Source organism: Pseudoalteromonas sp. BSi20429 (assembly GCF_000238895.1).
In the GTDB taxonomy this organism is placed as follows: Bacteria; Pseudomonadota; Gammaproteobacteria; order Enterobacterales; family Alteromonadaceae; genus Pseudoalteromonas; species Pseudoalteromonas arctica.
Genome location: NZ_BADV01000080.1, coordinates 1 through 24,701 on the forward strand (window position 1 = coordinate 1; position 24,701 = coordinate 24,701).

Below are 24,701 nucleotides of genomic sequence, written 5' to 3' on the forward strand. Positions count from 1 at the left end.
ATTAAAGAGTCGTTGCTTATTTAGCTGTGAAGCTTACTGGGCGACGTTCTTTACGAGGGCCAGTACGCTTATCACCGCGTTGGCTATCGTCTTTATCTTTACTAAAGGTGCGCTTTTTGTCACCAGCTGGACGCTCAGAGCGTTCTGCACGTGGCTCAGCAGGGCCTTGATCTTGTGTAATTGTTAAGCCCATAGGACGTTTACAAATAAACACTTTTTGGAAATGATCAAGTACATCTTTAGGCATGTTTTGCGGTAATTGAACCGTACTGTGATTGTCGTGTAAACGAATATCACCAATAAACTTGCTTGAGATGTCAGCTTCGTTAGCGATAGCACCAACAATGTTCTTAACCTGAACACCGTGTTCACGACCTACTTCGATACGGTAAGTATCCATAGGGCCTGCATCACGACTGTTACGTTCGCGAGGTTTACGCTCAGCGCGTTCACCACCACGTTCGCCGCCACGTTCGTTACGACGTCCACGGTCACCACCGCGATCATTGCGGTCGTTACTACGTGGGTTGCGATCGTTACGCTCGTTACGTTCACGAGGTTGAATCTTAACTTCTTCAACTTTAATTGGAGACTGTTGCTGTGCTAAACACAGTAACGCACCCGCTAAGCTTTCAAGAGGAAGTTCAAGTTTTTCAGCCATGTTAGTAGCTATCTCGTTAAAGAATGTAATATCTTTGTTTTCAAGCGCAATAGTTAATTTTGCTTGTAACGCTTCAATACGTTTTTCTTCAACGATTTTTGCAGTTGGTAATTCAACTTGTGCAATTTCAGACTTCGTATGACGAATGATATTTTTAAGTAAATAACGTTCGTTATGTTTTACGAATAAAATTGCTTTACCAGTACGACCAGCACGACCTGTACGGCCGATACGGTGAACGTAGGCTTCAGAATCTTGTGGTATATCGTAGTTGATAACTAAGCTTAAGCGGTCAACATCTAGACCACGGGCAGCAACGTCTGTTGCAATAACAACATTTAGCATGCCGCTTTTTAAGCGTTCTACAGTGCGTTCACGTGCTTGCTGGTTCATATCACCATTAAGTGGAGCAGCAGAGAAACCTTCGCGCTCTAATAACTCAGCAAGTTGTACTGTATCGTTACGCGTACGTACGAAAACAATAGCACCTTCATACTGTTCAGCTTCTAAGAAGCGAACAATAGCTTTATTTTTATGTACGCTTGCATTCCAAAACACTTGCTCAACAGATGATACTGTAGAGTTACGCGCAGAAATATGAACCTGTTCAGGATTGTTCATATACTTGCTGCTTATGTTTTGAATTTGCTTAGGCATAGTCGCAGAGAAAAGACATGTTTGCTTTTCGCGCGGTGTTTTTTCCATGATGCTTTCTACATCATCGATAAAGCCCATACGTAACATTTCATCGGCTTCATCAAGTACAAGTGCTTGTAGAGCATCAAACTTGATAGTGCCACGGTTAATGTGATCGATTAAACGACCTGGAGTTGCAACAATAACCTGAGCGCCACGACGAAGTGCGCTTAATTGGATACTGTAGCTTTGGCCACCATATAGTGCCAATACTTCAATACCACGAACATGTTTAGCATATTGTTCGAATGCCTCAGCAACTTGGATCGCAAGCTCACGTGTTGGTGTGAGTACAAGGATCTGTGGCTGTTTCACAGACGGGTCAATATTATTTAGTAATGGCAGTGCAAATGCTGCGGTTTTACCTGTACCCGTTTGAGCTAGTCCCAGTACGTCCTTTCTTTCTAGCAATAACGGTATACATTGAGCTTGGATTTCAGATGGTGTCTTGTAACCCAACTCTTCAACTGCCTTCAAAATTGCAGGAGAAAGATTTAGAGATTCAAACGTGACTGGTTCTGACATTAATACGCCTCAACGAATTTAAAGAGGCGCGCATTATATAGGATTCGCGAGGCAAATGCTTGTATAAATTGAAACTAATTTGTATGTGTTTGATGTTGGTCGAAATTTAACCAGTTCAATGTAGGGTTTATTAAACTGGTTAACATATTTAATACAAAGCTTATTTATACAAGCCTAGGTTTTCTTTTGCGTAAGCTTCAAATTCTGTAAATCCACCAATGTGATTTTGGTCTACAAAAATTTGTGGAACAGTAGGGCAAGGCTTACCCGCTGACTTTTCAAGGTCGGCTTTACTAATGCCTTCTTTAATTATGTCGATGTAACGAAATTTAAAGTCATCACGTTCATTTGATAATTGCTCAGCAACATCTTTCGCACGAACACAAAATGGACAGCCTTCACGGCCAAAAATTACGGTTAACATAGCTTTCTCCTCAATTTGGTTAATATCAGTTTAAATGAATGGAAAATTATTTAAAGAGAAAAAAATCGATTGCACCATTCTAATAAAAGCATAAATCATATTATGCATAGCAATATGATTTGCAAAATGCGAATGAAAAACCAGAGCCCTGTTTGTCTAATACTTAAGTCTATGAATGCAAGTGTGTTTACAAGAATTAATTTATGGCACATAACTTGATGATGTAGAGCTATACATTGGGTTAACGAGAATGCTTTATGAATATTAATAGTCACGTTTTAGAAATTATCCAAGGGGTAATAGGTAAATATTGTGAAACCCAAAGTCAAAAATTCTCTATTACCTTAATCAATAAGTTGCAATGTAACTACGTCTGTTTGCAAATTCCGCCAGAGCAAATGATTGCACAATGCGAGGCGTTTCTTACTCCGGCGCTAGCAGCAGTAAAGCAGTGCTTTTTACTTAACCTCGAAGCAAATATTCAGGGAGTTAGTATTCACTATCAGATTGATGATTCTGAACAAGTAAACACGTTGGATTTTCACGGGCTCTTAGCAACTAAAGAGTCTGTTAGTTTAGCGCTTGATGTTAGACAAAATGTAGACGTTTTAACTGATTGCGAAGCGTTACTCAAAAGCTGTTTGAAAATGTCAGCTAATACTCACGATCGTTTTGGTTTAAATTTTAAATTATTTAATAGCACGCTTAGAGAGTCTGCACAGCTAGAGGATTTACGCCATCTTAGTGGTAACGCATTAATTGATAAATTAAATAGTGACAGCTTAAATACACACATAAAGTTGTGCTCTATTAACGACATTTACGAGCTGAGCCAAGCTCATAAACTATCTAAAAAAATATTAGGCTGGCCATTTTTTGATACCGACTTAATTACTATTTTAACAACATTTCACACACAAACACGTTTATCGGTATTAGTAGCAGACGACAGCTTACCGAGCCAAATTGCTACAAAAGTAATGCTTGAAATGCTGGGCTGCTTAGTAACGTGTGCAGAAAATGGTGCCAGTGCATTAACACTTGCTCAAAATGAACCATTTGACTTGCTACTTTTAGATGAGCGTATGCCAGGAATGTTTGGTAGCGATGTGGCGCAGCAATTAGTTAGGCAAAATACACCTAATAACAATACTCCTAAAGTTATTTTAACGGGGTTAACAGGCGATGAGCAAATAGCTGAGTTGTTTGATAAAGGAATTACTCACTATTTACAGAAGCCAGTGACAAAAGCGGTACTTGAGAAATTTATTAAACCTTGGCAGTTAGCCTCTTAAATTGATTAATAAGGAGAGAGTTATGGATGATTTCTCTAAGACAGCATCTATTTTAATTAGTTTTCAAAATAATTACTTTTTGCCAAAAGGCATTTTGTATGACGAGGTTGAAGAGTCATCAAAAATTACTGGCGTGGGGGAAAATACACTCTATTTATTGACCTTCTGCGCAGAGCAATTTGCTTTAGTTATTAATACACCCATTCACTTTACGCAAAACTATAGCGAGCTTAAAAATCCGATTGGTATATTAAAAGTCATTGCGGTGGGGGCATTTAAAGCAGGTTCGTACGGTGCTCAAACCATTAAGCAGCTAGACCTTTTTAGTAATATTATAGAGGTGGTATTTGGGAAAAGAAGTTTAAATGCTTTTACACATATAGGTTTAGCCGAAAACATCAAAAAACATGCGACCACTAATATAATTTTAGCGGGTACTGTGTCTTCTATCTGTATTGATTCAACTGTGCGCACTGCTGTTGCACTTGGTTCTAATGCCACTATTTTAAGTGACTGCACACCGAGACGCACTCCTTTTGAACAAGCATTCTACTGTGAAAAGGTTTCCCTTCTTTATGCACGAGTTTGTCAGAGTAATACTTTTATAAAGTATTGGAGAGATCATGAATAATAATGATGAGCTACAAGTTCAAATCCAATATGCACTAGTTGAAAAACTTTCCAATAGTAATCGACGTCAAGCAAAGCTATTAGCTATTTTAGATGAGTGTATTTTTGAGTGTGATAAACATTTGAATTTTACTTATATTAATGAAGCTTGGGAGAAGAAGTTAGGTTACTCAACCGATTCATTAATTGGCTCCAATATTACTAAGTTAATGAATTGCGATGATATTATGCATTTTGTCGCATACAGCTGTTGTTTACTAGAAGGGAAGCAGGCTCCCAGTGTAGAAATACAAATTAAAAGCAGCATCGGGCTCATGAACTGGTTTGAGTTAAGGTTAGTTTATGATGAAAAAAGCGGCTTTATAGGCTCGTTCTATGACATTCAACGTCATAAAGATTCTCAATTTTTGCTAACGCAACAGCAAAAATATGTTAAACGCTTATCGCTTGTTGCGAGCCATACAAATAACTTAGTGATTATTACAGATAAGTTTGGTGTGATTGAGTGGGTTAACAATAGTTTTGAAGTACTTACAGGTTACACCTGTGATGAGGTTATAGGCACTAGCCCAGGTCAATTGCTACAAGGGCCAAAAACATGTGAAAAAAGTCGTAAGGTTATGTCTCACGCTGTAAAAAATGGGCTTCCTTTTCAAGTTGAAACCACAAATTATGATAAGAATGGTAACGTTTATTGGGTTGCTATTGATGCAAACCCAGTGCGAGATGATGAAGGTAAAGTAAAGCATTTTATCGCTATAGAAACTAATATTACGCAGCGAGTTAAAGCTGAACAAGCAATGGCAGAGATAGAATATAACTACCACTCTGTCGTCGATAATATTCCTGATATTGTTCTACGCCTTGATACATTTGGCAATTTATTATTTATAAATCAAGCATGGCAACGCGTCTTACACAGCAATGTAGATGAGAGTCTTGGCTTACCTATAATTAAGTTTATAGCAAAAGAAGATGTCGAAAAAATTAGTAGCACTTTGCTTGATTATAAACAAGGTAAGCGTGATATACGTCGCTTTGATATACGTTTGATTAATGCACAAGGCATAAATAATTGGGTTGAAATGACACTTACTCCCATTGTGGGTGGCTACGAAAGCGATTTGTTATCTATTGCCGCAACACTTGTTGATATACAAGAACGTATTGAAAGCGAGCAAATATTGCTTGAAGCTAAACATCAGGCAGAAACATTAGCTGAGTCTAAAAGCCGATTTATGGCAAATATTAGCCATGAAATTCGCACGCCATTAAATGCCGTTATTGGCTCTGCAGATATTTTGCATCATACCGGTTTAACTTCTGAGCAAATGCGTTACACACAAATGATTAAAACAAGCTCTGATGCATTACTGAGTGTATTGGACGATGTATTAACGTATTCGCGTTTTGAAGCACAAGCTATAACACTCGATAATCAGCCATTTAGTATTGATACGTGTATTGAAGAAGCAATAGATATTATTACCCAAAGTGCTTTGCAAAAAGGGCTTGAGGTTGTTTTTGATTTTTATCCTGATGTCCCCGCTCAAGTAATTGGTGATCATGCACGTATAAGGCAAATAGCCATTAATTTATTAGCCAATGCGATTAAGTTTACTCAGCAAGGCGTAATAACGGTGACCGTTAGATGTACTTACATTGGAGCCAATAATTTAAATCTTCATTTATCAGTAAAAGACACTGGAATGGGAATCGCAAAAAATAAAATAGAAAGTATGTTTATGCCTTTTATTCAATCAGATAATTCAATTACCCGAAAACATGGTGGTAGTGGCTTAGGCCTTGCGATATGTAAGCAAATTTGTGATGTAGTAGGGGGAGATATTTCGGTTAACTCTGAGCTCAATAAAGGGAGTGAGTTTATCGTTAATTACCCGTTAAAAATAGACACAACCGACTCAATATTGAGAGAAGGGTTTGCAGCACGAAGTAAAAAGCCAAGAGTATGGATTGTAGGACATAACCAAATTTTAAAAACCGCGTTGGAGCACACACTCACTCGGTTTTCTATCGCTTTTGAGCACTATGAAATATGCCCAGATATCCCTGAGTATGATAGTTTTCCTGATGCAATTGTATTAACTGATCCTCTAATGCTAGCCCAAACACGCGAGTGTATAAATACATATAACTCCCTTAATTCACCATGTTTACTTATCTTAGACTTACTAGGTGAAAGCTTATTACCGCAAAATCTTAACGACAGAGAGCTTAGGTTAAATGGCCCTTTTAAAGTATCGCATGTACCGCGAGCAATTAGTTTATTGGAAGAGCAGTTATTTCATTTAGATATTATATTTACTAATCGTGAACAAAAAGAAGCCTTAGAAAGCTCTTCAGGGTTAACTCAGTTGAATGGGACCAATGTATTGGTTGCTGAAGATAATACTAATAATCAAATAGTAATAAGACAGTTTTTAGAGCAAAAAGGTTGTCGGGTATATATTGCTAGCGATGGGCAAGAGGCAATAACCAAGGCTAAAAACAATAAAATTGATATTATTTTTATGGATATCCAAATGCCAATACTAGATGGGATCTCTGCAACCAAAGCAATCAGAAAGTTAGGTATAGCCACTCCTATAATAGCGCTCACAGCAAATGCAATTCATGGTGATAAAGAGCGATTTATTGAAGCGGGGATGAATGATTATTTAGCTAAACCAATTGTAAGTGAAACACTTTATTTATTGCTTGATAAATATGCACCAAAGCAGGCTATTGAATCTAAGCATTTAAAGCTTACTCGTTTAGTGCAAGTGTGGGAAAAGCTGGGTTGAGCAATGAAGGTCAGGGTCTGTTGAACTTTCAGGGTTAAATTTGCAGCAGTCTGTTTGGTATTTAGGCCAGGCAGAGCCTATGCAGTGTGGTTATTCCCCATAAATGGGCGATAACGTAGCATTAATGCCAAACAGGCGCTGCCCAAAGGGTTCTTCCTAGGGGCTATTTACTCTTTGTTGCTCGGTTTTTACTTAGCCCGCTAGGTTACAAACCTCGCGCCGCGATTAAACCGCCTCTAGTTTGAACAAATTTTAATCCGCAAAGATCAACAGACCCTAATATAAAAAGTGGGTTTGTGTTGCATAAAACTTGATAAACGAAGAAATTAACCTAGTATTTTAGGAGTAAGTTAAATTTATTTTTTAGTATTTAATGAGTGTTTTTATTATAGTTTTTCAATTTGATTCGCAAATTGCAATTCAAAATAAAAATACAACGTTACGAATTATTTTTGGATTCTAAATTACATTTTTAATTTTTTTAATACTTTGATTTTGTTGTTTATTTTATCTTTCGTTTGTTTTTGTTTAGTTGGCACGGCTTTCGCAACATATTAAATATCAAATCAAGACAATTTAGTTAAATTTTTAAGAGGTGCAATATGCAAACAAATACAAAAGCCAAACAACAACCTAAAAGTAATAATTGGGTACTTACACCTGAAATCATGGTTTTGTCTATTTTGCTTGTAGCTACCTTAGTAATAGGTATTACAGTTCTGCGCGGTAGCGATTCTGTAGAGCCGTTAACGGACATACAGCCGATTACTTTTACACAAGCTGATGTTGAAAATGCACAGTCGATGAGTAATACGTTTGACTCGCAAAATACTAACTATGCACAACATGTAACAGCCCCTAAAAACGAAAATAACGACACTCTTTCAAACTAGAGACTTTTGCGCAGGTAACTATTTATTGTTGCCTGCGTTTTTTTATGTTTCCTGCCACCGTTTTAACTTTTTCTCCCTAGCTTTAAAATTACGTGTACGCTTTTTAATTCAAGCTGTGCGTAACTAAATTAGTTTTATCCAGCCTTTCTTTATACTCATCTTCAATTACTAATCCTTACTTTTAGCCAACAATTACTAACTGGTTTCTCTGTGCTGTTTGGGCTTGAGTAAGCTCTTATTTATTAATTTAGGTGCATTGCAAATTGAATTGCAAAATGCAAATAAAATAGAAAAATTTAAATACTCAAATAACTAAACTTAACCTTTTGAATTTGCTGTTTTTATTTTTGTTTTATTCACTTTCTAAATGGTCTGTAACTTGCTCTTGATTACATAAGTCACTAAGAGTGAAAATCGGAGCAAAACATGAATGCATTTAAGTACCTAGAAGCAGAAAGCCCAGTCAATCTCGCAAGATGGCATGAGTTAGAGAGAATCATGTCGGATGCAATGCAAAATAATTATTTTAAAATGGTTTATCAACCGCTTGTATCATTAGGAACGGGAAAGTTGGTCGGCTTTGAATCGCTAGTAAGGTGCCAATCACCCCGCTTTGGTATTGTAGGCCCTGATGAGTTTATCCCTCATGTAGAGCAATCGGGAATGATTTTAGAATTAGGTGACTGGATTTTTGAGCAATGTTTGTCTGATTTAAAACAGATGCGACATTTTGGTATGACAGATATTGCTGTTTCTTTAAATATTTCACCGGTACAAATTTTAGATGGTGATGTGTTTTCAAAAGTAATGGCTTTGCTAGAAAAGCACCAAATACCACCACAAGCCATTAAAGTTGAATTAACGGAAACAGCGCTAATTCATAGTCCTGATAAAATAGCTAAGGCGTTTGAAAACTTCCATAAAGAAGGCGTAAAGGTGTGGATTGATGATTTTGGCACTGGGTACGCGTCTTTAGGTCTACTTCGTCAATTTGATATCGATGGTTTAAAAATTGATCGCAGTTTTGTAAGTGGTATTGCAACTAATAACGAAGACTTTACGTTATGTAGCGCAATTATTGCGATGGCTCAACGATTGGGCTTACAAACTGTAGCAGAAGGCATTGAAGAGAATGAGCAATTACAAATATTAGAACAACTTGGTTGTGATATTGCTCAGGGGTACTTGCTCGATAAGCCGCAAACATTAACAAAAAGTATTGATACCTGGGCTCTGTAATTGTTTATATTCATTTTGATTTGCAAAATGCAAAAAACAAATTACTCTTAAACTACAATTCTTACATTTTATTAGTGTACGAAGCTTTAACTTACACAAAGGTTATCTATGCCTATATCAGAGCAGTTTATCGATAAAAGTATTACGGAGCTAAATGTTTTAATTCAACTTGAAAAGGATGTTGGAATAAGCGTTTTAGCTCGATTAGTAAACTTATTTATCGATGAATTAGTTACTATGGCTAACCAATTAGATACGGCAATTAATAATGCAGATATTATAAAAATTAGAGAAATAATGCATGTTTTGAAAAACTCGGCTGCCTTATATGGAGCCGCTCCTTTAGCTGCATTGGCAACACAGTTACACGATTCACCACCACCAACCACAGAAGAAAATTTGCACGCAGCGCTTGTTATTAAGCATAACGTGGATAAAACCAGAGATGCATATCAAATAATGAGTAAGAGTATAGCTATCTAGGAGAAAGCCGTGTCAGATATAATGGGTAAAGGCCTTGTTTATATTGTTGAAGATAGCATCGCAAGTGGTGCTTTGTACGCCAGTCAGCTAGAGCAAGTAGGTTTTGAATGTAAGCATTTCGCAGATGGATATTCTGCTTTGGTCGGTATTAAAGAAAAAATGCCTGCGGTGATAGTACAAGATGTATGCTTGCCTGATATAAGTGGGCTTGAAGTTTTACAATTTGTAAATAAACAAAAAAATCCTGCTAATGTAGTCATGATCACCTCAAATAGTTCTATTGATATTGCAGTGGAAGCTATGCGTTTAGGTGGCTTCGATTTTTTAGAAAAACCCTTCACAAGTCAGCGACTTATTAGCTCAGTAGAAAGTGCGTTAACACCCAAAGAGCAAGCTAAAGTACAACCTTTGGTTCAAAGCAGTGATAAAAGCCAAGATTTTGTTGGTGAATCTCTCGCAATGAAAACCGTTTTTAGATTGCTAGATAGCGCAGCTAGAAGCAAAGCATGCGTATTTATTACAGGTGAAAGTGGAACCGGTAAAGAAGTATGCGCACAAACCCTTCATGATTCGAGCCCTCGCAGCCAAGGCCCTTTTATTGCTATAAACTGTGCTGCGATCCCTGCTGAGTTATTTGAATCAGAATTTTTTGGGCATGTTAAAGGGGCATTTAGTGGCGCTTTAAGCGATCGTAAGGGCGCAGTTGAAGTGGCAAACGGCGGTACGTTATTTCTAGATGAACTATGTGAAATGGAGCTTAACTTACAAGCTAAGTTATTGCGCTTTTTACAAACTGGCATATTTAGCAAGGTTGGTAGCAGCGAGGTATTACACAGCGATGTTCGCTTGGTATGTGCAACCAACAGAAATCCAATAATAGAGGTAGCAGAGGGGCGCTTTAGAGAAGATTTATATTATCGTTTAAATGTTATCCCCGTAAAGCTCCCGCCTTTAAGGGAGCGCGGAAACGATATTTTGCTGCTCGCTGAGTATATTTTAAAACAAAAAAGCGATAGCAACGCTAAACATTTTATTGGCTTTTCTGATGAAGTTAAGGCGCTTTTTTGTAATTACGATTGGCCAGGTAATATACGCGAACTGCAAAATGTAATTGAAAATACAGTCGTTATTAATGATGGCGATGTAATAGAAAGAGATATGCTACCAAATTCATTTGGTCTAGGCGCTGTAAAACACTCAAGCTCAACTAAGTCAATTCACAATACAAACGATCAGAGTGTTCAATTATCTCCTATGTCGGTTCACGATATAGAACCATTATGGCAAGTTGAAAAAAGGGCTATTGAAAACGCAATCAAAAGCTGCGAAGACAACATTCCTCTTGCTGCTGCTTATTTAGGGGTAAGTGCATCTACCATTTATAGAAAAATAAAGGGATGGTCTTAAAGCTTTAATAGATTTTAATTGCAATTTTAGGTTGAATTAATAAAAGTTACCCTAAACTCTATGTGTAAGAGCAAAATTAATTTTTAATCTGAAATAGTAAAAGGAGATCGCAATGAGTAACACTAGTTTAAAACCTGCGGATATTATGCCATCACTAGTAGTGAGTGATGTTGATGAGAAAAAGGTAGATTTAGTTGACAGAATAAGTGACTCTCCGTGGAAAATGATTGTTGTTTATCGAGGCCAGCACTGCCCTAAATGTACTGCGCAACTCAACGAGCTTGCTAAAGTTCATAAAGACTTTAAAGAGGCTGGAGTTGAAGTGGTTGCAGTAAGTGGTGATAGCCATGAGCAGCTTAATAAACATCTTGAAAAAATAGATATTAACTTCCCAATTTACTATGGTTTAACAATCGAACAAATGACTGATCTAGGGCTACATATTAGCGAGCCTCGCAGTGGTGCAGAAACAGATCATCCATTTGCTGAACCAGGAATTTATGTGCTTAATGAAAAAAATCAGCTTCAAATGGTAGATATATCAAACAGCCCGTTTGTTCGTCCTGATTTAGAGCAACTGCTAGGTGGGATTAAGTTTTCAAGAGAAAACGACTATCCAATCCGGGGCACATTTATTAAATAGTATTCATTTTAAATGGTTTCAAAAAAGGCACTCTTCAGTGCCTTTTTTATTTATTTTTAATAAATTTACTTGAAAACAATTTTACCGTCCATATATAGTTAAGTAGGACGCCTGATGGGTCCTAAATTAAACTTAAACAATTGAAATTTATATTATTAATTAAACTTTGCTTGAGCTTGTTCAATAGAAAAGCACATGCAAAATATCGCTTAAATATGAGGATATTATTATGCGTACAGTAGACTTATCACCACTTTATCGTTCATTTATCGGCTTCGAACATTTAGCATCACTTATGGATGCGGCAGCTAATACAGACAAGCAGCCGAGTTTTCCTCCTTACAATATAGAAGCACTCGATAAAGACAAATACAGAATCACTATGGCCGTTGCCGGTTTTAGTGATAGTGAATTAACCATTGAGTCAGAAAACAACACATTAAAAGTTGCAGGTATTAAAGCTAATAAAGATGAAAATAATGAACGTAAGTTTATTCATCAAGGTATAGCAGAGCGTAACTTTGAACGTAAATTTCAGCTTGGAGACCATGTAAAAGTACTTGGTGCCGATTTAGCTAACGGCTTATTGAGCATAGAGTTACAGCGTGAAATTCCTGAAGCACTTAAACCACGTAAAATAGAAATTGGTAATAGTAATCTAATAGAAGGTAAATAGTCTTCTAAAGTACATATTCCCCTGATTATTTAGCCGCCTCATTTGAGGCGGTTTTTTTACTTAAAGCGCTTCTAAATTATTAAGGTAGTAGGTTGCTTGTTGCAGCGTTTGTTCTTGAAGTGTTTTATCTTGTTTATCCCAGTTTTTATATACCATACCAATACGTGGGTTCTTCTCTAGCCTGTCTCTGTGTCTATTCATGAAATGCCAATACAAGCTATTTAGCGGGCAGGCCTTATCTCCTACTTTTTGTTTAACATCGTACTGACAGCTTTTGCAGTAATCGCTCATTTTATTAATGTAGTTACCGCTTGCAGCATAAGGCTTTGTTGCAATTATTCCATCATCGGCAAACTGGCTCATGCCTCGGGTGTTGGGCATTTCTACCCATTCTATGGCATCTATATAAACGCCTAAGTACCAGTTGTCTACGTCATCAGGGTTAATAGCTGTAAGCATGCAAAAGTTCCCAATAACCATTAGGCGCTGAATATGATGGGCATAAGCGGTTTCAAGGCTTTGTTTGAGTGAGTGGCTTAGACAATTCATTTTTGTAGAGCTGTTCCAAAAATAAGATGGCAGTTTATTTTTGGCTTGTAATTGATTTTTAACTGCGTAGTCGGGCATGTTAATCCAATAAATGGCACGTACATACTCTCTCCAGCCTAATATTTGTCTAGTAAAGCCCTCTACTTGCGAGAGGGATATTTCATTGGGTCTTTGTTCGTATTCGCTTATTACACGTTTGATTACATACAACGGGTGGAGTATTTTTGCGTTTAGGGCAAACGATAAACGGCTATGGTACAGGCTGGTATTGTTTTTACTTTGATCTGTCATCGCATCTTGAAAGTGACCAAAGCGACTAAGTAAGTGCTCACAAAAGTATTCAAGAGATTCAATCGCTTGTTTACGCGTTGTTGGCCACTCCAGTGAATGTTCATTTATTTCACCCAAATAAGCGACGTTGTGTTTATTTAAACGAGAAATAATGCTGCTAACATCAGTATTGAATAACTTAGGCTCTGGGATGTCGGCTAAGTCTTTTTTGGAAAATTTATTACGATTATTACTATCAAAATTCCATTTGCCACCAGTTGGCTTTGCATCATCAATTAATATATTAAATTGCTTACGCATAGCACGATAAAAGTGCTCCATTGTTACATGCTTGTTTTTTGTAAAGCGTGTTTTTATATCGGTGAACGGTAATAAAAAGTGTTCAGTATCTGTAGCAATTACATTTAATGAGCTATCACTTTTAAACTTAGCTAATTGAGATTTTAGCCTAAACTCGTCAGGGTATTGATATTCAATAGAGTCGCATTGGTATTTATCGGCAACTCGCTTGAGTAATTCAATCAAGTCCTTGTCGTCATCGGTATCATCAAGTGTTAAATGTAAAACATTAAAACCTGCCGTGTTTAATGCAGTTGCAAAGTTTTCCATAGCATTAAAAAAAGCACACAGTTTTTGAATGTGATGTTTAACGTAGTCAGTTTCTTGTTTTAGTTCTGCGATGAGGTAAAGCGTGTCGTCGTCTTTTTGCTTGTACCATGAATGAGATGGGTTTAGCTGATCGCCTAGTATTAGTCTGAGTGTTTTGTGATGGGTCATAGTAAAGCCAAATTTTTTTATACGGACGTATTTAATTAAAGGATCGTTTTACTATTTAACTACGAGTGAATAGGGCAAAAAGGCTTAACCGATTATCAGGGCAATAAAGGCGTGTTGGATCATGGTGTGCAAATGAGTTTAATTAATGGGGAGGTTAAGTAAGTTAAATTGCCACCCTAAAAATTGTATATTTAAATTTTATTACTTTGCTTTTGCTGCATTTTTTGTTGTAACGAAACCACATTAGATACATTAAATAGAATATTGCTGGCAAAGTTTTCAAAATATTTAAGGGCTTTTTTCCAAGCGAGCTGGCTCTCAGGAGTAAAGTGTTTACCAAGGTGCTCTTTAAGGGTTTCGTAAAACGCATCAGATAATAGTGCAATGTCACTTTGCGAAACACTGCTTTTTTTTAGGTACATTAAATGATGTGCTAAAAAAGGAGCTACCGATGCTGGCTTATCTAAATGTTTAACAATTCGTTCTAACACACAAAAAAGGGTAAAACTCTTTTCGTTAAATTGTAAGGCTGTTGGGTAATTCATTTCAATGCTAGATTCAGCCAATTTACTGTGAAATCGAGCCGTGAATGCATGAAAATTTGGCTTAATAATTGTTAAGTTATTTAACAATGCTGATTGTTGTTGGTTCATTTTTATCTCGCTGCAGTGAGTAATAACTATTATTATTAAGTGGCATAAAATTGATTATAGCGGGCAGATAAAATTCTGCACGTTTTTTTAGTGTTAAAGTATGGGTTTTAGTTATATCAATTTATTTTCTAGTAAATTGTAAGCATCTAGAAGGTACTAAGGTAGCTCAAATTTAGTTTGTTTGATTTTCACTCAAAAATAATAAGCTGTAATATTTAATAATTTAGAGACAGCATTTTATAAAATTGATTGATTACTTATGTTACTTATATATACATTAAATTAGCATCTTGACGAATTGGAAATTTTACAAACTAATTGCGTATTATAGTTGCTAATCATCCCGTACATCCTTATAATAGCGGCCATTGTTTAGCATGTTGTAAAACAGCTAACAGCGATATTAAATTTAAAGTTTGATATCTATTGGCGCGGGATGGAGCAGTCTGGTAGCTCGTCGGGCTCATAACCCGAAGGTCGTCGGTTCAAATCCGGCTCCCGCAACCAATTCTACTAGTAGGTATTACCTTACTAATTTATATCGCGCATTCTAAGTAATGCGCGTTTTGCGTTTTAGACTATGTAGTTTAATTAGGTCAGTTTACTGACTCGCAACCAAGCTTGGCCCTAGGCCACACAGTTTTATGCTTTATTGGTGTGACGCCCCGCTTGGTTCGGGGCGTTGTTGTATCTGCACCTTGCGATTTGTGGCAATTGTCATCAAATTAAAACTTAAACTCAGTATTTTAGGGCTATAAGCCCTTTTTTTGTTTGTATGGAGGATTTTCGTGACAAAACTTGAACAAGATTTAGTAACCATGTTAACGCCTGCGGTAGAAATGTTAGGCTTTGAATTGCATGGTCTTGAATTTGTGCAAGCGGGTCGCCATTCTACCTTAAGAGTATATATTGCTCATGAGGATGGGATCTCAGTTGATAACTGTGCGGATGCAAGTCGCCAAATTAGTGCGATTTTAGACGTCGAAGACCCAATTACAAATGAATATGATTTGGAAGTATCGTCTCCTGGTGTTGATCGTCTATTATTCAAACAAGATCACTACGAGCAGGCGCAAGGAGAGGAAGTACGCGTGCGTACTAAACTTCCACAGGATGGTCGTCGTAATTTTAAAGGCGACTTAGTAGCAGTTAGCAGCGATATGATCACACTATCTAGCGATGGTGCAGAGCATCTGATCATGCTTAGTAACATCGAACGTGCGAATTTAATCGCGAAGTTTTAAATTCGAGTGCGAAGGAATAGGGCAAGCGAGGCATTACCCATGGCAAAAGAGATATTATTGGTTGCTGAAGCCGTTTCCAATGAGAAAGCGGTTCCAAAAGAAAAGATTTTTGAAGCTCTAGAGTTCGCTTTAGCGACAGCTACAAAGAAAAAACACGATGGCGAAATTGAAGTACGCGTAGCAATTGACCGTAAAACCGGTGATTACGATACGTTCCGTCGTTGGCAGATTGCCGCTGTATTAGAAGATGGTTCTTTAGAGAACCCATACAGCGAAATCACTCTAGAAGCAGCACAGGTTGAAGAACCTGATTTGCAAATGGGTGATTATGTTGAAGAGCAAATCGACTCAATCAAATTTGACCGTATTACAACACAAATGGCTAAGCAAGTTATCGTACAAAAAGTACGTGAAGCTGAGCGCGCTTTAGTTGTTGAAGCATACAAAGATCAAGAAGGCGAGCTGGTAACGGGTGTTGTTAAAAAAGCAACTCGCGATGCAATCGTGCTTGATTTAGGTAACAACGCAGAAGCGGTAATTTACCGTGATGACATGTTACCACGTGAAAACTTCCGCCCGGGTGACCGTATCCGTGGTCTTTTATATGAAGTTAAGCCTGAAGCACGCGGTGCACAATTATTTGTAACGCGCTCTAAACCTGAAATGCTAATGGAATTATTCCGCATTGAGGTGCCAGAAATTGGCGAAGAGATGATTGAATTACGTGCAGCAGCACGTGATCCAGGTTCACGCGCTAAAATTGCTGTTAAATCTAACGACAAACGCATAGACCCAATTGGTGCATGTGTTGGTATGCGTGGGGCACGAGTTCAGGCTGTATCGTCAGAACTTGGCGGTGAGCGTGTTGATATCGTACTTTACGATGACAACCCGGCACAATTTGTTATCAATGCAATGGCGCCAGCAGAAGTTGCTTCAATCGTAATGGATGAAGACACTCACTCAATGGATATCGCTGTAGAAGCAGATAACCTAGCGCAAGCAATTGGTCGTAATGGTCAAAACGTTCGTTTAGCAAGTCAGTTAACTGGCTGGGAACTAAACGTAATGACTGTTGAAGACATGCGTACTAAAAATGAAGCTGAATCTGATAAGTTACTTAACTTATTCACTGAAAATTTAGAAATTGATGATGAGTTTGCATCATTACTTATCAACGAAGGTTTCTCGACACTTGAAGAAGTGGCGTATGTACCAGCGTCTGAATTTTTAGAAATTGATGGTCTTGATGAAGAGACTGTAGATTTACTGCGCTCACGCGCAAAAGATGCATTGACAACTAAAGCACTTAAAACGGAAGAAAGCTTAGATGGCGCAGAGCCAGCTGAAGACTTACTTGCGCTTGAAGGCTTAGAGCGTCACTTAGCATTTGTTATGGCAAGCAAGGGTGTTGTTACACTTGAAGACTTGGCAGAGCAAGGTATTGACGAATTAGTTGATATCACAGAACTTTCATCTGAAAAAGCGGGTGAACTGATTATGGCTGCACGAAACATTTGTTGGTTTGCAGACGAGTAATTTATTAACGGAGGTATTACACACTATGGCAGAAGTAAATGTTGAAAAACTAGCCGGCGATATAGGTACGACTGTTGATAAATTGCTACAGCAGTTTTCACAAGCAGGTATCACTAAGCAAGCAACTGATAACGTAACAGAAGCTGAAAAAGCAACGTTACTTGATCATTTAAGCAAGCATCATGGCGGTACAGGTTCAGATGGCCCAGCGCGTATGACTTTACAACGTAAGAGCAAAAGCACTTTAAGTGTTACGGGCTCTACTGGTAAAGCAAAAGATGTTCAAGTTGAAGTTCGCAAAACACGTACTTACGTGAAGAAAAGCGCAATGGAACAAGAGCAAGAGCAAGCTCGCTTAGCTGCTGAAGAAAAAGTGCGTCTTGAAGAGCAGCAAAAAGCTGACCAAGAAGCCGCAGAATTAAAAGCGAAACAAGAGGCAGAACGCAAAGCGAAAGAAGAAGCCGACCGTAAAGCCAAAGAAGAAGCTAAACGCAAAGCTGATGCAGAGCGTAAAGCGAAACAAAAGCAGATGACCCCAGAGCAAAGTGCTAAGTCTGAGAAAGATCGCATAGAAGCTGAGCGTCTGCAAAAAGAAGCAGAAGAGGCCGCATTGAAGAAAGCTGAAGAAGAAGCGAAACGTCAAGCAGAAGAAGCAAGAAAGCTAGCTGAAGAAAACTCGGCACGCTGGAAGAAAGAAGAAGAAGAACGTAAGAAACGCGAAGAAACAGCGGATCACCATCTTACGACTTCTACTTATGCACGTGAAGCAGAAGATGTTGCCGATGCTCGTGATGAGCAAGGTACACGCCGTGCTAAGAAAAAGAAAAAAGCGCCAGCAAAAGATAAATTTGCAGCGTCAAGAGGCCGTAACAAGTCTAAGTTAAAAGCACCTGCATCATTACAACATGGTTTCCAAAAACCAACTGTTGATGTTAAAAACGAAGTGCGTATTAGCGAAACAATTACAGTAGCTGAGCTTGCATCACGCATGGCCGTTAAAGGCGCTGAAGTTGTTAAAACAATGATGAAAATGGGTGACATGGTTACTATTAACCAAGTGATTGACCAAGAAGCTGCACAATTAGTTGCAGAAGAAATGGGTCACAAGGTTATCATTGTTAAAGAAAACGAATTAGAGCAAACAGTACTTAATGACCGCCACGAAGATGGTAAGTCAGAGCCACGTGCTCCAGTAGTAACTGTAATGGGTCACGTTGACCATGGTAAAACATCAACTCTTGATTACATTCGTTCTGCGAAGGTTGCTTCTGGCGAAGCCGGTGGTATTACACAGCATATTGGTGCATACCATGTTGATGTAAACGGTCACATGATCACCTTCTTAGATACACCAGGACATGCTGCATTTACTTCAATGCGTGCTCGTGGTGCTAAAGCGACTGATATCGTAATCCTAGTAGTTGCAGCAGATGATGGCGTTATGCCACAAACTAAAGAAGCGGTACAGCATGCTCGTGCAGCTGGCGTTCCTTTAATCATCGCAGTAAACAAAATGGATAAAGAAGGCGCAGATCCAGATCGTGTTAAAAACGAACTTGCTGTACTAGACGTTATTCCAGAAGAATGGGGCGGCGATACGCAGTACGTTCATATCTCAGCTAAAACTGGCTTAGGTATTGACGACCTTCTTGAAGCAGTATTGAACCAATCTGAACTTTTAGAGCTTTCTGCACCTACTGAAGGTATGGCGGCTGGTGTTGTTATTGAATCTCGTCTTGATAAAGGCCGTGGTCCAGTAGCATCAGTACTTGTTCAATCTGGTACGCTTAACCAAGGTGACATTGTATTATGTGGTCTTGAGTATGGCCGTGTTCGTGCAATGCGCGATGAAAACGGTAAAGACATTAAGTCAGCTGGTCCATCTATCCCAGTTGAGATTTTAGGTCTTTCTGGTATTCCTGCTGCAGGCGACGAAGCGACTGTAGTTAAAGATGAGCGTAAAGCGCGTGAAGTTGCTTTATACCGTCAAGGTAAGTTCCGCGATGTTAAACTAGCACGTCAGCAAAAAGCTAAGCTTGAAAACATGTTTACTAACATGACTGAAGGCGATGTTTCTGAAGTTAACGTGGTACTTAAAGCAGACGTTCAAGGTTCTATCGAAGCAATCTCTGATTCACTAACTAAACTTTCTACTGATGAAGTGAAAGTGAAGATTGTTGGTTCAGGTGTTGGTGGTATTACCGAAACTGATGCAACACTAGCTGCAGCGTCTAACGCAATTGTAGTTGGCTTTAACGTTCGTGCTGATGCTTCAGCTCGTAAAGTTATCGAGACTGAAAACTTAGACCTACGTTACTACAGCGTAATCTACAGCTTGATTGACGAAGTTAAACAAGCAATGTCAGGTATGCTAGCGCCAGAGTTTAAACAAGAAATCATTGGTCTTGCTCAAGTTCGTGACGTATTCAAGTCTCCAAAAATTGGCGCAATCGCTGGTTGTATGGTTACTGAAGGTGTTATTAAACGTAGCGCTCCAATCCGTGTACTACGTGAAAACGTTGTTATCTATGAAGGTGAACTTGAGTCACTTCGTCGCTTTAAAGACGATGTTGCTGATGTTCGTAACGGCATGGAATGTGGTATCGGCGTTAAGAACTACAATGACGTACGTGTTGGTGACCAAATCGAAGTATTTGAAACAGTTGAAGTACAACGTACTCTATAATTGTTACTAGGGAGTATCGAACGCTCAGGTTAACGCCGGACGTTCTACACACCCTACGCTAAGATTTTAAATGGGGGCTTAGCCCCCATTTGCATATCCATTATTTAGTTAACTTATTATTTAATTTCAATAAGTTATTATTTTAGGACAAGTATAATGAGAGAATTTTCTCGCACTGATCGTGTTGCACAGCAAATCCAAAAAGAGATTGCTGTAATTTTACAACGCGAAATTAAAGATCCACGCTTAGGTATGGTGACAGTGTCAGCGGTAGAAGTATCGCGCGATTTATCTTATGCCAAAATTTTCATTACTGTGTTTAACACACAAGATGAAGACGCAGCAAAGCAAAGCGCAAAAGTACTTAATGAAGCAACGGGCTATATTCGCTCGTTACTTGGTAAGCGTATCCGTGCACGTATAATGCCTGAGTTAAAGTTTGTAGTTGATAACTCATTAATGGAAGGTATGCGTATTTCTAACTTAGTGGATTCTATTATCCGCGAAGATAACGCAAAGCATGTAGATGAAGACGTAGAAAGTGTTGATGCTGCTGATGTTTCAGATAGCGAAGAAGGTACTGATCACGTAGACGATACAGATAGCGAAGAAGGCACTGATACAGATGGCAAAGCGCAGTAAAGGCCGTGCAGTTGACGGTATTTTGTTGTTAAACAAACCTGAAGGCATTTCATCAAATAAAGCATTACAGCAAGCAAAAAGTGTTTATTTTGCGCAAAAAGCTGGGCACACAGGTGCTTTAGATCCACTTGCCACAGGTATGCTGCCAATTTGTTTTGGTGAAGCGACTAAGTTTACGCAGTTTTTACTCGATACAGATAAAACCTATATCGTTCGTGCACAACTGGGTGAGCGTACAACAACATCAGATTCTGATGGCGAAATTGTTAGCACTAAAGATGTGAACGTTACACGTGAACAGCTAACAAAAGAAATAGCTGCTTTTGTTGGTGAGTCTGAACAATATCCGTCAATGTACTCAGCTCTTAAGTACCAAGGTAGACCGTTATATAAGTACGCGCGCGAAGGTATTGAAGTTCCTCGTAAATGCAGAAAAATAAACGTGTTTAGCTTATCGTTTGACGAATTTGATGAACAAAGCAACGTATTACAAATGACGGCCCATGTATCTAAAGGGACCTACATTCGTACAATCGTTGATGATTTAGGCGAAAACCTAGGCTGTGGCGCACACGTTATTATGCTCCACAGAACCGCTGTTGGTCAGTATCCGGCAGATAAAATGGTCTCGCTTGATGAGATTGAAGCGTTGCTTGCTAAAGCGAAAGAAGAAGAGCTTGCGCCTTCAACTTATTTAGACTCGCTATTGCTACCAATTGATACTGCTTTAACTGATTTACCCGTTGTTGAAATTACAAAAGAACAAGGGGGAATTTTTAGTCACGGGCAAGCTGTAGAATTATCAATCGCTTTACCTGATGGTGCAATTAAAGTTGTTGCGGATAATATATTTATTGGTACTGGTGAGCGTAACTCAAACGGTCATTTAAAGGTTAAACGTGGTCTTGCTAGTCAGCAAGACGATTACGTGAAGCCTGAATAAGCAACTAATGTGCCTAACGGTGGCTTATTAGTTGTAGTTGGGGATAATTAGCTTGTAGTTATTCCTACAGTTGGTAGAATACGCCCGCTTAATCGTTTTGGCTGAATTAGTGATCGGCTAAGACACCTTTTAAATTTAATTTTTGGAGTTACTATGTCACTAAGCAATCAAGAAAAAATCGATATCATTGCTAAATTTGCACGTGCAGAAGGCGATACAGGTTCATCAGAAGTACAAGTAGCATTACTTACTTTTGACATCAACAAGCTTCAAGGTCACTTTGCTGATCACAAGCATGACTTCCACTCACGTCGTGGTCTGCTTCGTAAAGTAAGCACTCGCCGTAAACTACTTGATTACCTTAAAGGTAAAGACATCACTAGTTATACTGCGTTAATCAAAGAACTTGGCCTACGTCGCTAAGAACTAGATTATAGAAAAAGGAGCTTTTTAGCTCCTTTTTTTGTGCCTAAAATTTGTGTTTGAAAATAAAACAAATATATAAACCTATTGAATTATATTGTAAAACTCCTATTTCATAGCCTACCAATAGCTGTTGTATTTACCCGCTAATTAGCCCAGTTTAAATCTAGTAGCTAGACTCGCATTTTGAAGCAGCTTTGGTATATACTATGCGCGTAGGTAAAAAGGTTTATCTACGCTTATTCACATCATTGCCAATTGTAGTACTTAATTGATTTCCAACTGAATACAATTATGTACTGTAATTGGTACTTTGATGACAACTTATTAGAATACATTTAAGGAATATTTTAAGTGCAAGCAATTATTAAAGAATTCAAACTAGGTCAACATACAGTGACTCTAGAAACTGGTGCAATCGCTCGTCAAGCAGACGGCGCTGTACTTGCAAGCATTGGCGACACTTCAGTTTTAGTAACTGTTGTTGGTAAGCGTGAAGCACAACCTGGCCAAGACTTTTTCCCACTAACAGTTAACTACCAAGAGCGTATGTACGCTGCTGGTCGTATCCCAGGTGGTTTCTTAAAGCGTGAAGGTCGTCCTAACGATGGCGAAACACTTATTGCACGTCTTATTGACCGTCCAATTCGTCCACTTTTCCCAAGCGGTTTTGTAAACGAAGTACAAGTTATTGCTACTGTTGTTTCTGTTAACCCTGAAATCCAACCTGATATGGTTGCGATGATTGGTACTTCAGCAGCACTTGCTATCTCTGGTATCCCGTTCAGTGGTCCAATTGGTGCATCTCGCGTTGGTTACATCAACGGCGAATATGTACTTAACCCTACATTAAAAGAGCTTGAAGAAAGCCAACTTGATTTAGTGGTAGCCGGTACTGATAAAGCGGTACTTATGGTTGAATCAGAAGCTAACGTACTTGCAGAAGACGTAATGCTTGGCGCTGTTGTATATGGTCATGAGCAATCTCAAGCGATCATCACTGCAATCGAAGAATTTAAAGCAGAAGCAGGCAAGCCTACTTGGGATTGGACTGCACCAGCTAAAAACGTTGCACTAGAAGATAAAGTTGCAGCAATTGCTGCTGATAAAGTAGGCGCAGCTTACTTAATCACTGATAAAGTAGCGCGTAAAGAAGCACTTGGCGTAGCTAAAGATGAAGTTGTTGCAGTGTTAACAGCTGAACTTGCTGAAGGCGAGTCTTTAGATAAGCAAGAAATTGGTAAAATCTTCGGTTCACTTGAGAAGAAAATCGTTCGTGGCCGTATCGCTTCTGGCGAAAAACGTATCGATGGTCGTGAACCAGATATGATTCGTGCACTAGATGTAATGACTGGCGTATTACCGCGTACTCACGGTTCTGCTATCTTTACTCGTGGCGAAACTCAAGCGTTAGTAACAGCTACACTTGGTACAGAACGTGATTCACAGTTAATCGACGATTTAACTGGTACTCATAAAAACCACTTTATGCTTAACTACAACTTCCCTCCATTCTGTGTAGGTGAAACTGGTTTTGTTGGTTCTCCTAAGCGTCGTGAAATCGGCCATGGTAACCTTGCTAAGCGTGGTATTGCTGCTGTAATGCCAACATTGACTGAATTTCCATATTCAATCCGTGTAGTATCTGAAATCACTGAATCAAACGGTTCATCTTCAATGGCTTCTGTATGTGGTACTTCACTTGCACTTATGAATGCCGGTGTACCAATTAAAGCGTCTGTTGCCGGTATTGCGATGGGTCTAGTTAAAGAAGACGATAAATTCGTTGTTCTTTCTGACATCTTAGGTGATGAAGATCACTTAGGTGACATGGACTTTAAAGTTGCTGGTACAGCTGCAGGTATCACTGCACTTCAAATGGATATCAAAATCGAAGGTATCACTCAAGAAATCATGCAAATTGCGCTTAAACAAGCAAAAGCTGCACGTTTACATATCTTAGAAGTGATGGACGAAGCAATTTCTGCTCCTTCTGAAGAGCTATCAATGTTTGCTCCTCGCATATACACAATGAAAATCCCACAGAAGAAAATCGCTGAAGTTATCGGTAAAGGTGGCGCAACTATTCGTCAGCTTACTGAAGAAACTGGTACAACGATTGAAATCGGTGACGACGGTACAATTAAAATTGCCGCTACTGATGGCGAAAGTGCAGCTAATGCAATTAGCCGTATTGAGCAATTAACAGCTGAACTTGAAGTAGGTACTATCTACGAAGGTAAAGTTGTACGTATTGTTGATTTCGGTGCGTTTGTAAACATTCTTCCTGGTAAAGATGGTCTAGTACATATTTCTCAAATTAGTACTGAGCGCGTTAATAACGTGGCTGATCACCTTTCTGAAGGTCAAGAAGTTAAAGTTAAAGTACTAGAAGTAGATCGCCAAGGCCGTGTACGTCTAAGTATTAAAGAAGCAATGGAATCAGCAGCACCTGCAGCTGACGCGCCAACTGACGCGTAATTGTTAACTTATTAATCTAGTTATATTAGCTAGATGATAAAAAAGGGGCTGTTTAGCCCCTTTTTTTATGCTTTAATGAAACCTTATTGGACAAGGT

The 24,701-nt window shown here is 38.6% G+C and carries 20 protein-coding genes and 1 tRNA gene; 17 read left to right on the top strand and 4 right to left on the bottom strand.

Annotated features, from left to right (window positions below; translation table 11 throughout):
• Positions 1 to 16 precede the first annotated feature (16 nt).
• Together P20429_RS04655 and P20429_RS04650 are read right to left on the bottom strand one after the other, a co-directional pair.
• Positions 17 to 1,882 carry a DEAD/DEAH box helicase gene (locus P20429_RS04655; protein WP_007585469.1) on the bottom strand — a complete coding sequence of 622 codons (1,866 nt, stop codon included), beginning with the start codon at positions 1,880 to 1,882 and terminating at the stop codon, positions 17 to 19.
• A 160-nt stretch (positions 1,883 to 2,042) separates the two neighbouring features.
• Positions 2,043 to 2,306 carry a GrxA family glutaredoxin gene (locus P20429_RS04650; protein ID WP_007585470.1) on the bottom strand — a complete coding sequence of 88 codons (264 nt, stop codon included), beginning with the start codon at positions 2,304 to 2,306 and terminating at the stop codon, positions 2,043 to 2,045.
• A 257-nt stretch (positions 2,307 to 2,563) separates the two neighbouring features.
• Here P20429_RS04650 and P20429_RS04645 point away from each other — a divergent pair, with 257 nt between their 5' ends.
• The 9 genes from P20429_RS04645 to P20429_RS04605 all read left to right on the top strand — a co-directional run bounded on the left by P20429_RS04645 (position 2,564) and on the right by P20429_RS04605 (position 12,376).
• Positions 2,564 to 3,601 (top strand): response regulator, encoded by a 1,038-nt coding sequence (locus P20429_RS04645; protein WP_010554674.1) that lies wholly within the window; start codon positions 2,564 to 2,566, stop codon positions 3,599 to 3,601.
• A 22-nt stretch (positions 3,602 to 3,623) separates the two neighbouring features.
• Positions 3,624 to 4,232 (top strand): cysteine hydrolase family protein, encoded by a 609-nt coding sequence (locus P20429_RS04640; protein WP_007585472.1) that lies wholly within the window; start codon positions 3,624 to 3,626, stop codon positions 4,230 to 4,232.
• Complete coding sequence (locus P20429_RS04635; protein WP_007585473.1) at positions 4,225 to 7,035, top strand: PAS domain-containing hybrid sensor histidine kinase/response regulator; 2,811 nt, start codon at positions 4,225 to 4,227, stop codon at positions 7,033 to 7,035. The genes P20429_RS04640 and P20429_RS04635 overlap by 8 nt, the downstream gene beginning before the upstream one ends.
• A gap of 602 nt (positions 7,036 to 7,637) precedes the next feature.
• Positions 7,638 to 7,928, top strand: coding sequence for a hypothetical protein (locus P20429_RS04630; protein WP_007585474.1), 291 nt, complete (start codon positions 7,638 to 7,640; stop codon positions 7,926 to 7,928).
• Positions 7,929 to 8,354: 426 nt separating this feature from the next.
• The gene (locus tag P20429_RS04625) at positions 8,355 to 9,167 is read left to right on the top strand and encodes a bifunctional diguanylate cyclase/phosphodiesterase (protein WP_139016253.1); all 813 of its coding nucleotides are present in this window, start codon (positions 8,355 to 8,357) and stop codon (positions 9,165 to 9,167) included.
• A 108-nt stretch (positions 9,168 to 9,275) separates the two neighbouring features.
• Positions 9,276 to 9,650 (top strand): Hpt domain-containing protein, encoded by a 375-nt coding sequence (locus P20429_RS04620; RefSeq protein WP_007585490.1) that lies wholly within the window; start codon positions 9,276 to 9,278, stop codon positions 9,648 to 9,650.
• A gap of 9 nt (positions 9,651 to 9,659) precedes the next feature.
• A complete protein-coding gene (locus tag P20429_RS04615) occupies positions 9,660 to 11,057 on the top strand; it encodes a sigma-54 dependent transcriptional regulator (RefSeq protein ID WP_007585492.1) in 1,398 nt (465 codons plus the stop codon).
• Positions 11,058 to 11,169: 112 nt separating this feature from the next.
• Entirely contained in the window at positions 11,170 to 11,700 is a 531-nt protein-coding gene (locus P20429_RS04610; RefSeq protein ID WP_007585494.1) for a peroxiredoxin-like family protein, read from the top strand.
• 229 nt (positions 11,701 to 11,929) lie between these two features.
• Complete coding sequence (locus tag P20429_RS04605) at positions 11,930 to 12,376, top strand: Hsp20 family protein (protein ID WP_007585496.1); 447 nt, start codon at positions 11,930 to 11,932, stop codon at positions 12,374 to 12,376.
• Positions 12,377 to 12,436: 60 nt separating this feature from the next.
• Here the strand turns inward: P20429_RS04605 and P20429_RS04600 are convergent, their stop codons facing one another.
• Together P20429_RS04600 and P20429_RS04595 are read right to left on the bottom strand one after the other, a co-directional pair.
• Entirely contained in the window at positions 12,437 to 13,993 is a 1,557-nt protein-coding gene (locus P20429_RS04600) for a cryptochrome/photolyase family protein (RefSeq protein WP_007585497.1), read from the bottom strand.
• A 191-nt stretch (positions 13,994 to 14,184) separates the two neighbouring features.
• The gene (locus P20429_RS04595; protein WP_007585499.1) at positions 14,185 to 14,646 is read right to left on the bottom strand and encodes a globin domain-containing protein; all 462 of its coding nucleotides are present in this window, start codon (positions 14,644 to 14,646) and stop codon (positions 14,185 to 14,187) included.
• A gap of 430 nt (positions 14,647 to 15,076) precedes the next feature.
• Here P20429_RS04595 and P20429_RS04590 point away from each other — a divergent pair.
• The 8 genes from P20429_RS04590 (at position 15,077) to pnp (ending at position 24,604) form a co-directional block, all read left to right on the top strand.
• A tRNA-Met gene (locus tag P20429_RS04590) sits at positions 15,077 to 15,153 on the top strand.
• A gap of 281 nt (positions 15,154 to 15,434) precedes the next feature.
• Positions 15,435 to 15,890 (top strand): ribosome maturation factor RimP, encoded by a 456-nt coding sequence (gene rimP, locus P20429_RS04585; RefSeq protein ID WP_002958482.1) that lies wholly within the window; start codon positions 15,435 to 15,437, stop codon positions 15,888 to 15,890.
• Positions 15,891 to 15,929: 39 nt separating this feature from the next.
• Entirely contained in the window at positions 15,930 to 17,429 is a 1,500-nt protein-coding gene (gene nusA / locus P20429_RS04580) for a transcription termination factor NusA (RefSeq protein ID WP_007585502.1), read from the top strand.
• Positions 17,430 to 17,454: 25 nt separating this feature from the next.
• Positions 17,455 to 20,115: a translation initiation factor IF-2 gene (gene infB, locus P20429_RS04575; RefSeq protein WP_007585504.1), complete on the top strand. Its 2,661-nt coding sequence runs from the start codon at positions 17,455 to 17,457 to the stop codon at positions 20,113 to 20,115.
• A gap of 156 nt (positions 20,116 to 20,271) precedes the next feature.
• The gene (gene rbfA / locus P20429_RS04570) at positions 20,272 to 20,757 is read left to right on the top strand and encodes a 30S ribosome-binding factor RbfA (protein ID WP_007585506.1); all 486 of its coding nucleotides are present in this window, start codon (positions 20,272 to 20,274) and stop codon (positions 20,755 to 20,757) included.
• A complete protein-coding gene (gene truB / locus P20429_RS04565; RefSeq protein WP_007585508.1) occupies positions 20,741 to 21,700 on the top strand; it encodes a tRNA pseudouridine(55) synthase TruB in 960 nt (319 codons plus the stop codon). The genes rbfA and truB overlap by 17 nt, the downstream gene beginning before the upstream one ends.
• A gap of 153 nt (positions 21,701 to 21,853) precedes the next feature.
• Positions 21,854 to 22,123 carry a 30S ribosomal protein S15 gene (rpsO, locus tag P20429_RS04560; RefSeq protein ID WP_007585509.1) on the top strand — a complete coding sequence of 90 codons (270 nt, stop codon included), beginning with the start codon at positions 21,854 to 21,856 and terminating at the stop codon, positions 22,121 to 22,123.
• A 354-nt stretch (positions 22,124 to 22,477) separates the two neighbouring features.
• Positions 22,478 to 24,604, top strand: a complete 2,127-nt coding sequence (gene pnp / locus P20429_RS04555) for a polyribonucleotide nucleotidyltransferase (protein WP_007585511.1) — start codon at positions 22,478 to 22,480, stop codon at positions 24,602 to 24,604.
• The last annotated feature ends 97 nt before the right edge of the window (positions 24,605 to 24,701 follow it).

Excerpts from the sequence above, each read along its gene's own strand:
- nusA (WP_007585502.1), top strand. The coding sequence starts at position 15,930 with ATGGCAAAAGAGATATTATTGGTTGCTGAAGCCGTTTCCAATGAGAAA.
- rpsO (WP_007585509.1), top strand. The coding sequence starts at position 21,854 with ATGTCACTAAGCAATCAAGAAAAAATCGATATCATTGCTAAATTTGCA.
- P20429_RS04630 (WP_007585474.1), top strand. The coding sequence starts at position 7,638 with ATGCAAACAAATACAAAAGCCAAACAACAACCTAAAAGTAATAATTGG.
- P20429_RS04620 (WP_007585490.1), top strand. The coding sequence starts at position 9,276 with ATGCCTATATCAGAGCAGTTTATCGATAAAAGTATTACGGAGCTAAAT.
- P20429_RS04605 (WP_007585496.1), top strand. The coding sequence starts at position 11,930 with ATGCGTACAGTAGACTTATCACCACTTTATCGTTCATTTATCGGCTTC.
- P20429_RS04655 (WP_007585469.1), bottom strand. The coding sequence starts at position 1,882 with ATGTCAGAACCAGTCACGTTTGAATCTCTAAATCTTTCTCCTGCAATT.
- P20429_RS04640 (WP_007585472.1), top strand. The coding sequence starts at position 3,624 with ATGGATGATTTCTCTAAGACAGCATCTATTTTAATTAGTTTTCAAAAT.
- rbfA (WP_007585506.1), top strand. The coding sequence starts at position 20,272 with ATGAGAGAATTTTCTCGCACTGATCGTGTTGCACAGCAAATCCAAAAA.
- P20429_RS04650 (WP_007585470.1), bottom strand. The coding sequence starts at position 2,306 with ATGTTAACCGTAATTTTTGGCCGTGAAGGCTGTCCATTTTGTGTTCGT.
- truB (WP_007585508.1), top strand. The coding sequence starts at position 20,741 with ATGGCAAAGCGCAGTAAAGGCCGTGCAGTTGACGGTATTTTGTTGTTA.
- P20429_RS04610 (WP_007585494.1), top strand. The coding sequence starts at position 11,170 with ATGAGTAACACTAGTTTAAAACCTGCGGATATTATGCCATCACTAGTA.
- infB (WP_007585504.1), top strand. The coding sequence starts at position 17,455 with ATGGCAGAAGTAAATGTTGAAAAACTAGCCGGCGATATAGGTACGACT.
- P20429_RS04595 (WP_007585499.1), bottom strand. The coding sequence starts at position 14,646 with ATGAACCAACAACAATCAGCATTGTTAAATAACTTAACAATTATTAAG.
- P20429_RS04600 (WP_007585497.1), bottom strand. The coding sequence starts at position 13,993 with ATGACCCATCACAAAACACTCAGACTAATACTAGGCGATCAGCTAAAC.
- P20429_RS04645 (WP_010554674.1), top strand. The coding sequence starts at position 2,564 with ATGAATATTAATAGTCACGTTTTAGAAATTATCCAAGGGGTAATAGGT.
- P20429_RS04625 (WP_139016253.1), top strand. The coding sequence starts at position 8,355 with ATGAATGCATTTAAGTACCTAGAAGCAGAAAGCCCAGTCAATCTCGCA.
- P20429_RS04635 (WP_007585473.1), top strand. The coding sequence starts at position 4,225 with ATGAATAATAATGATGAGCTACAAGTTCAAATCCAATATGCACTAGTT.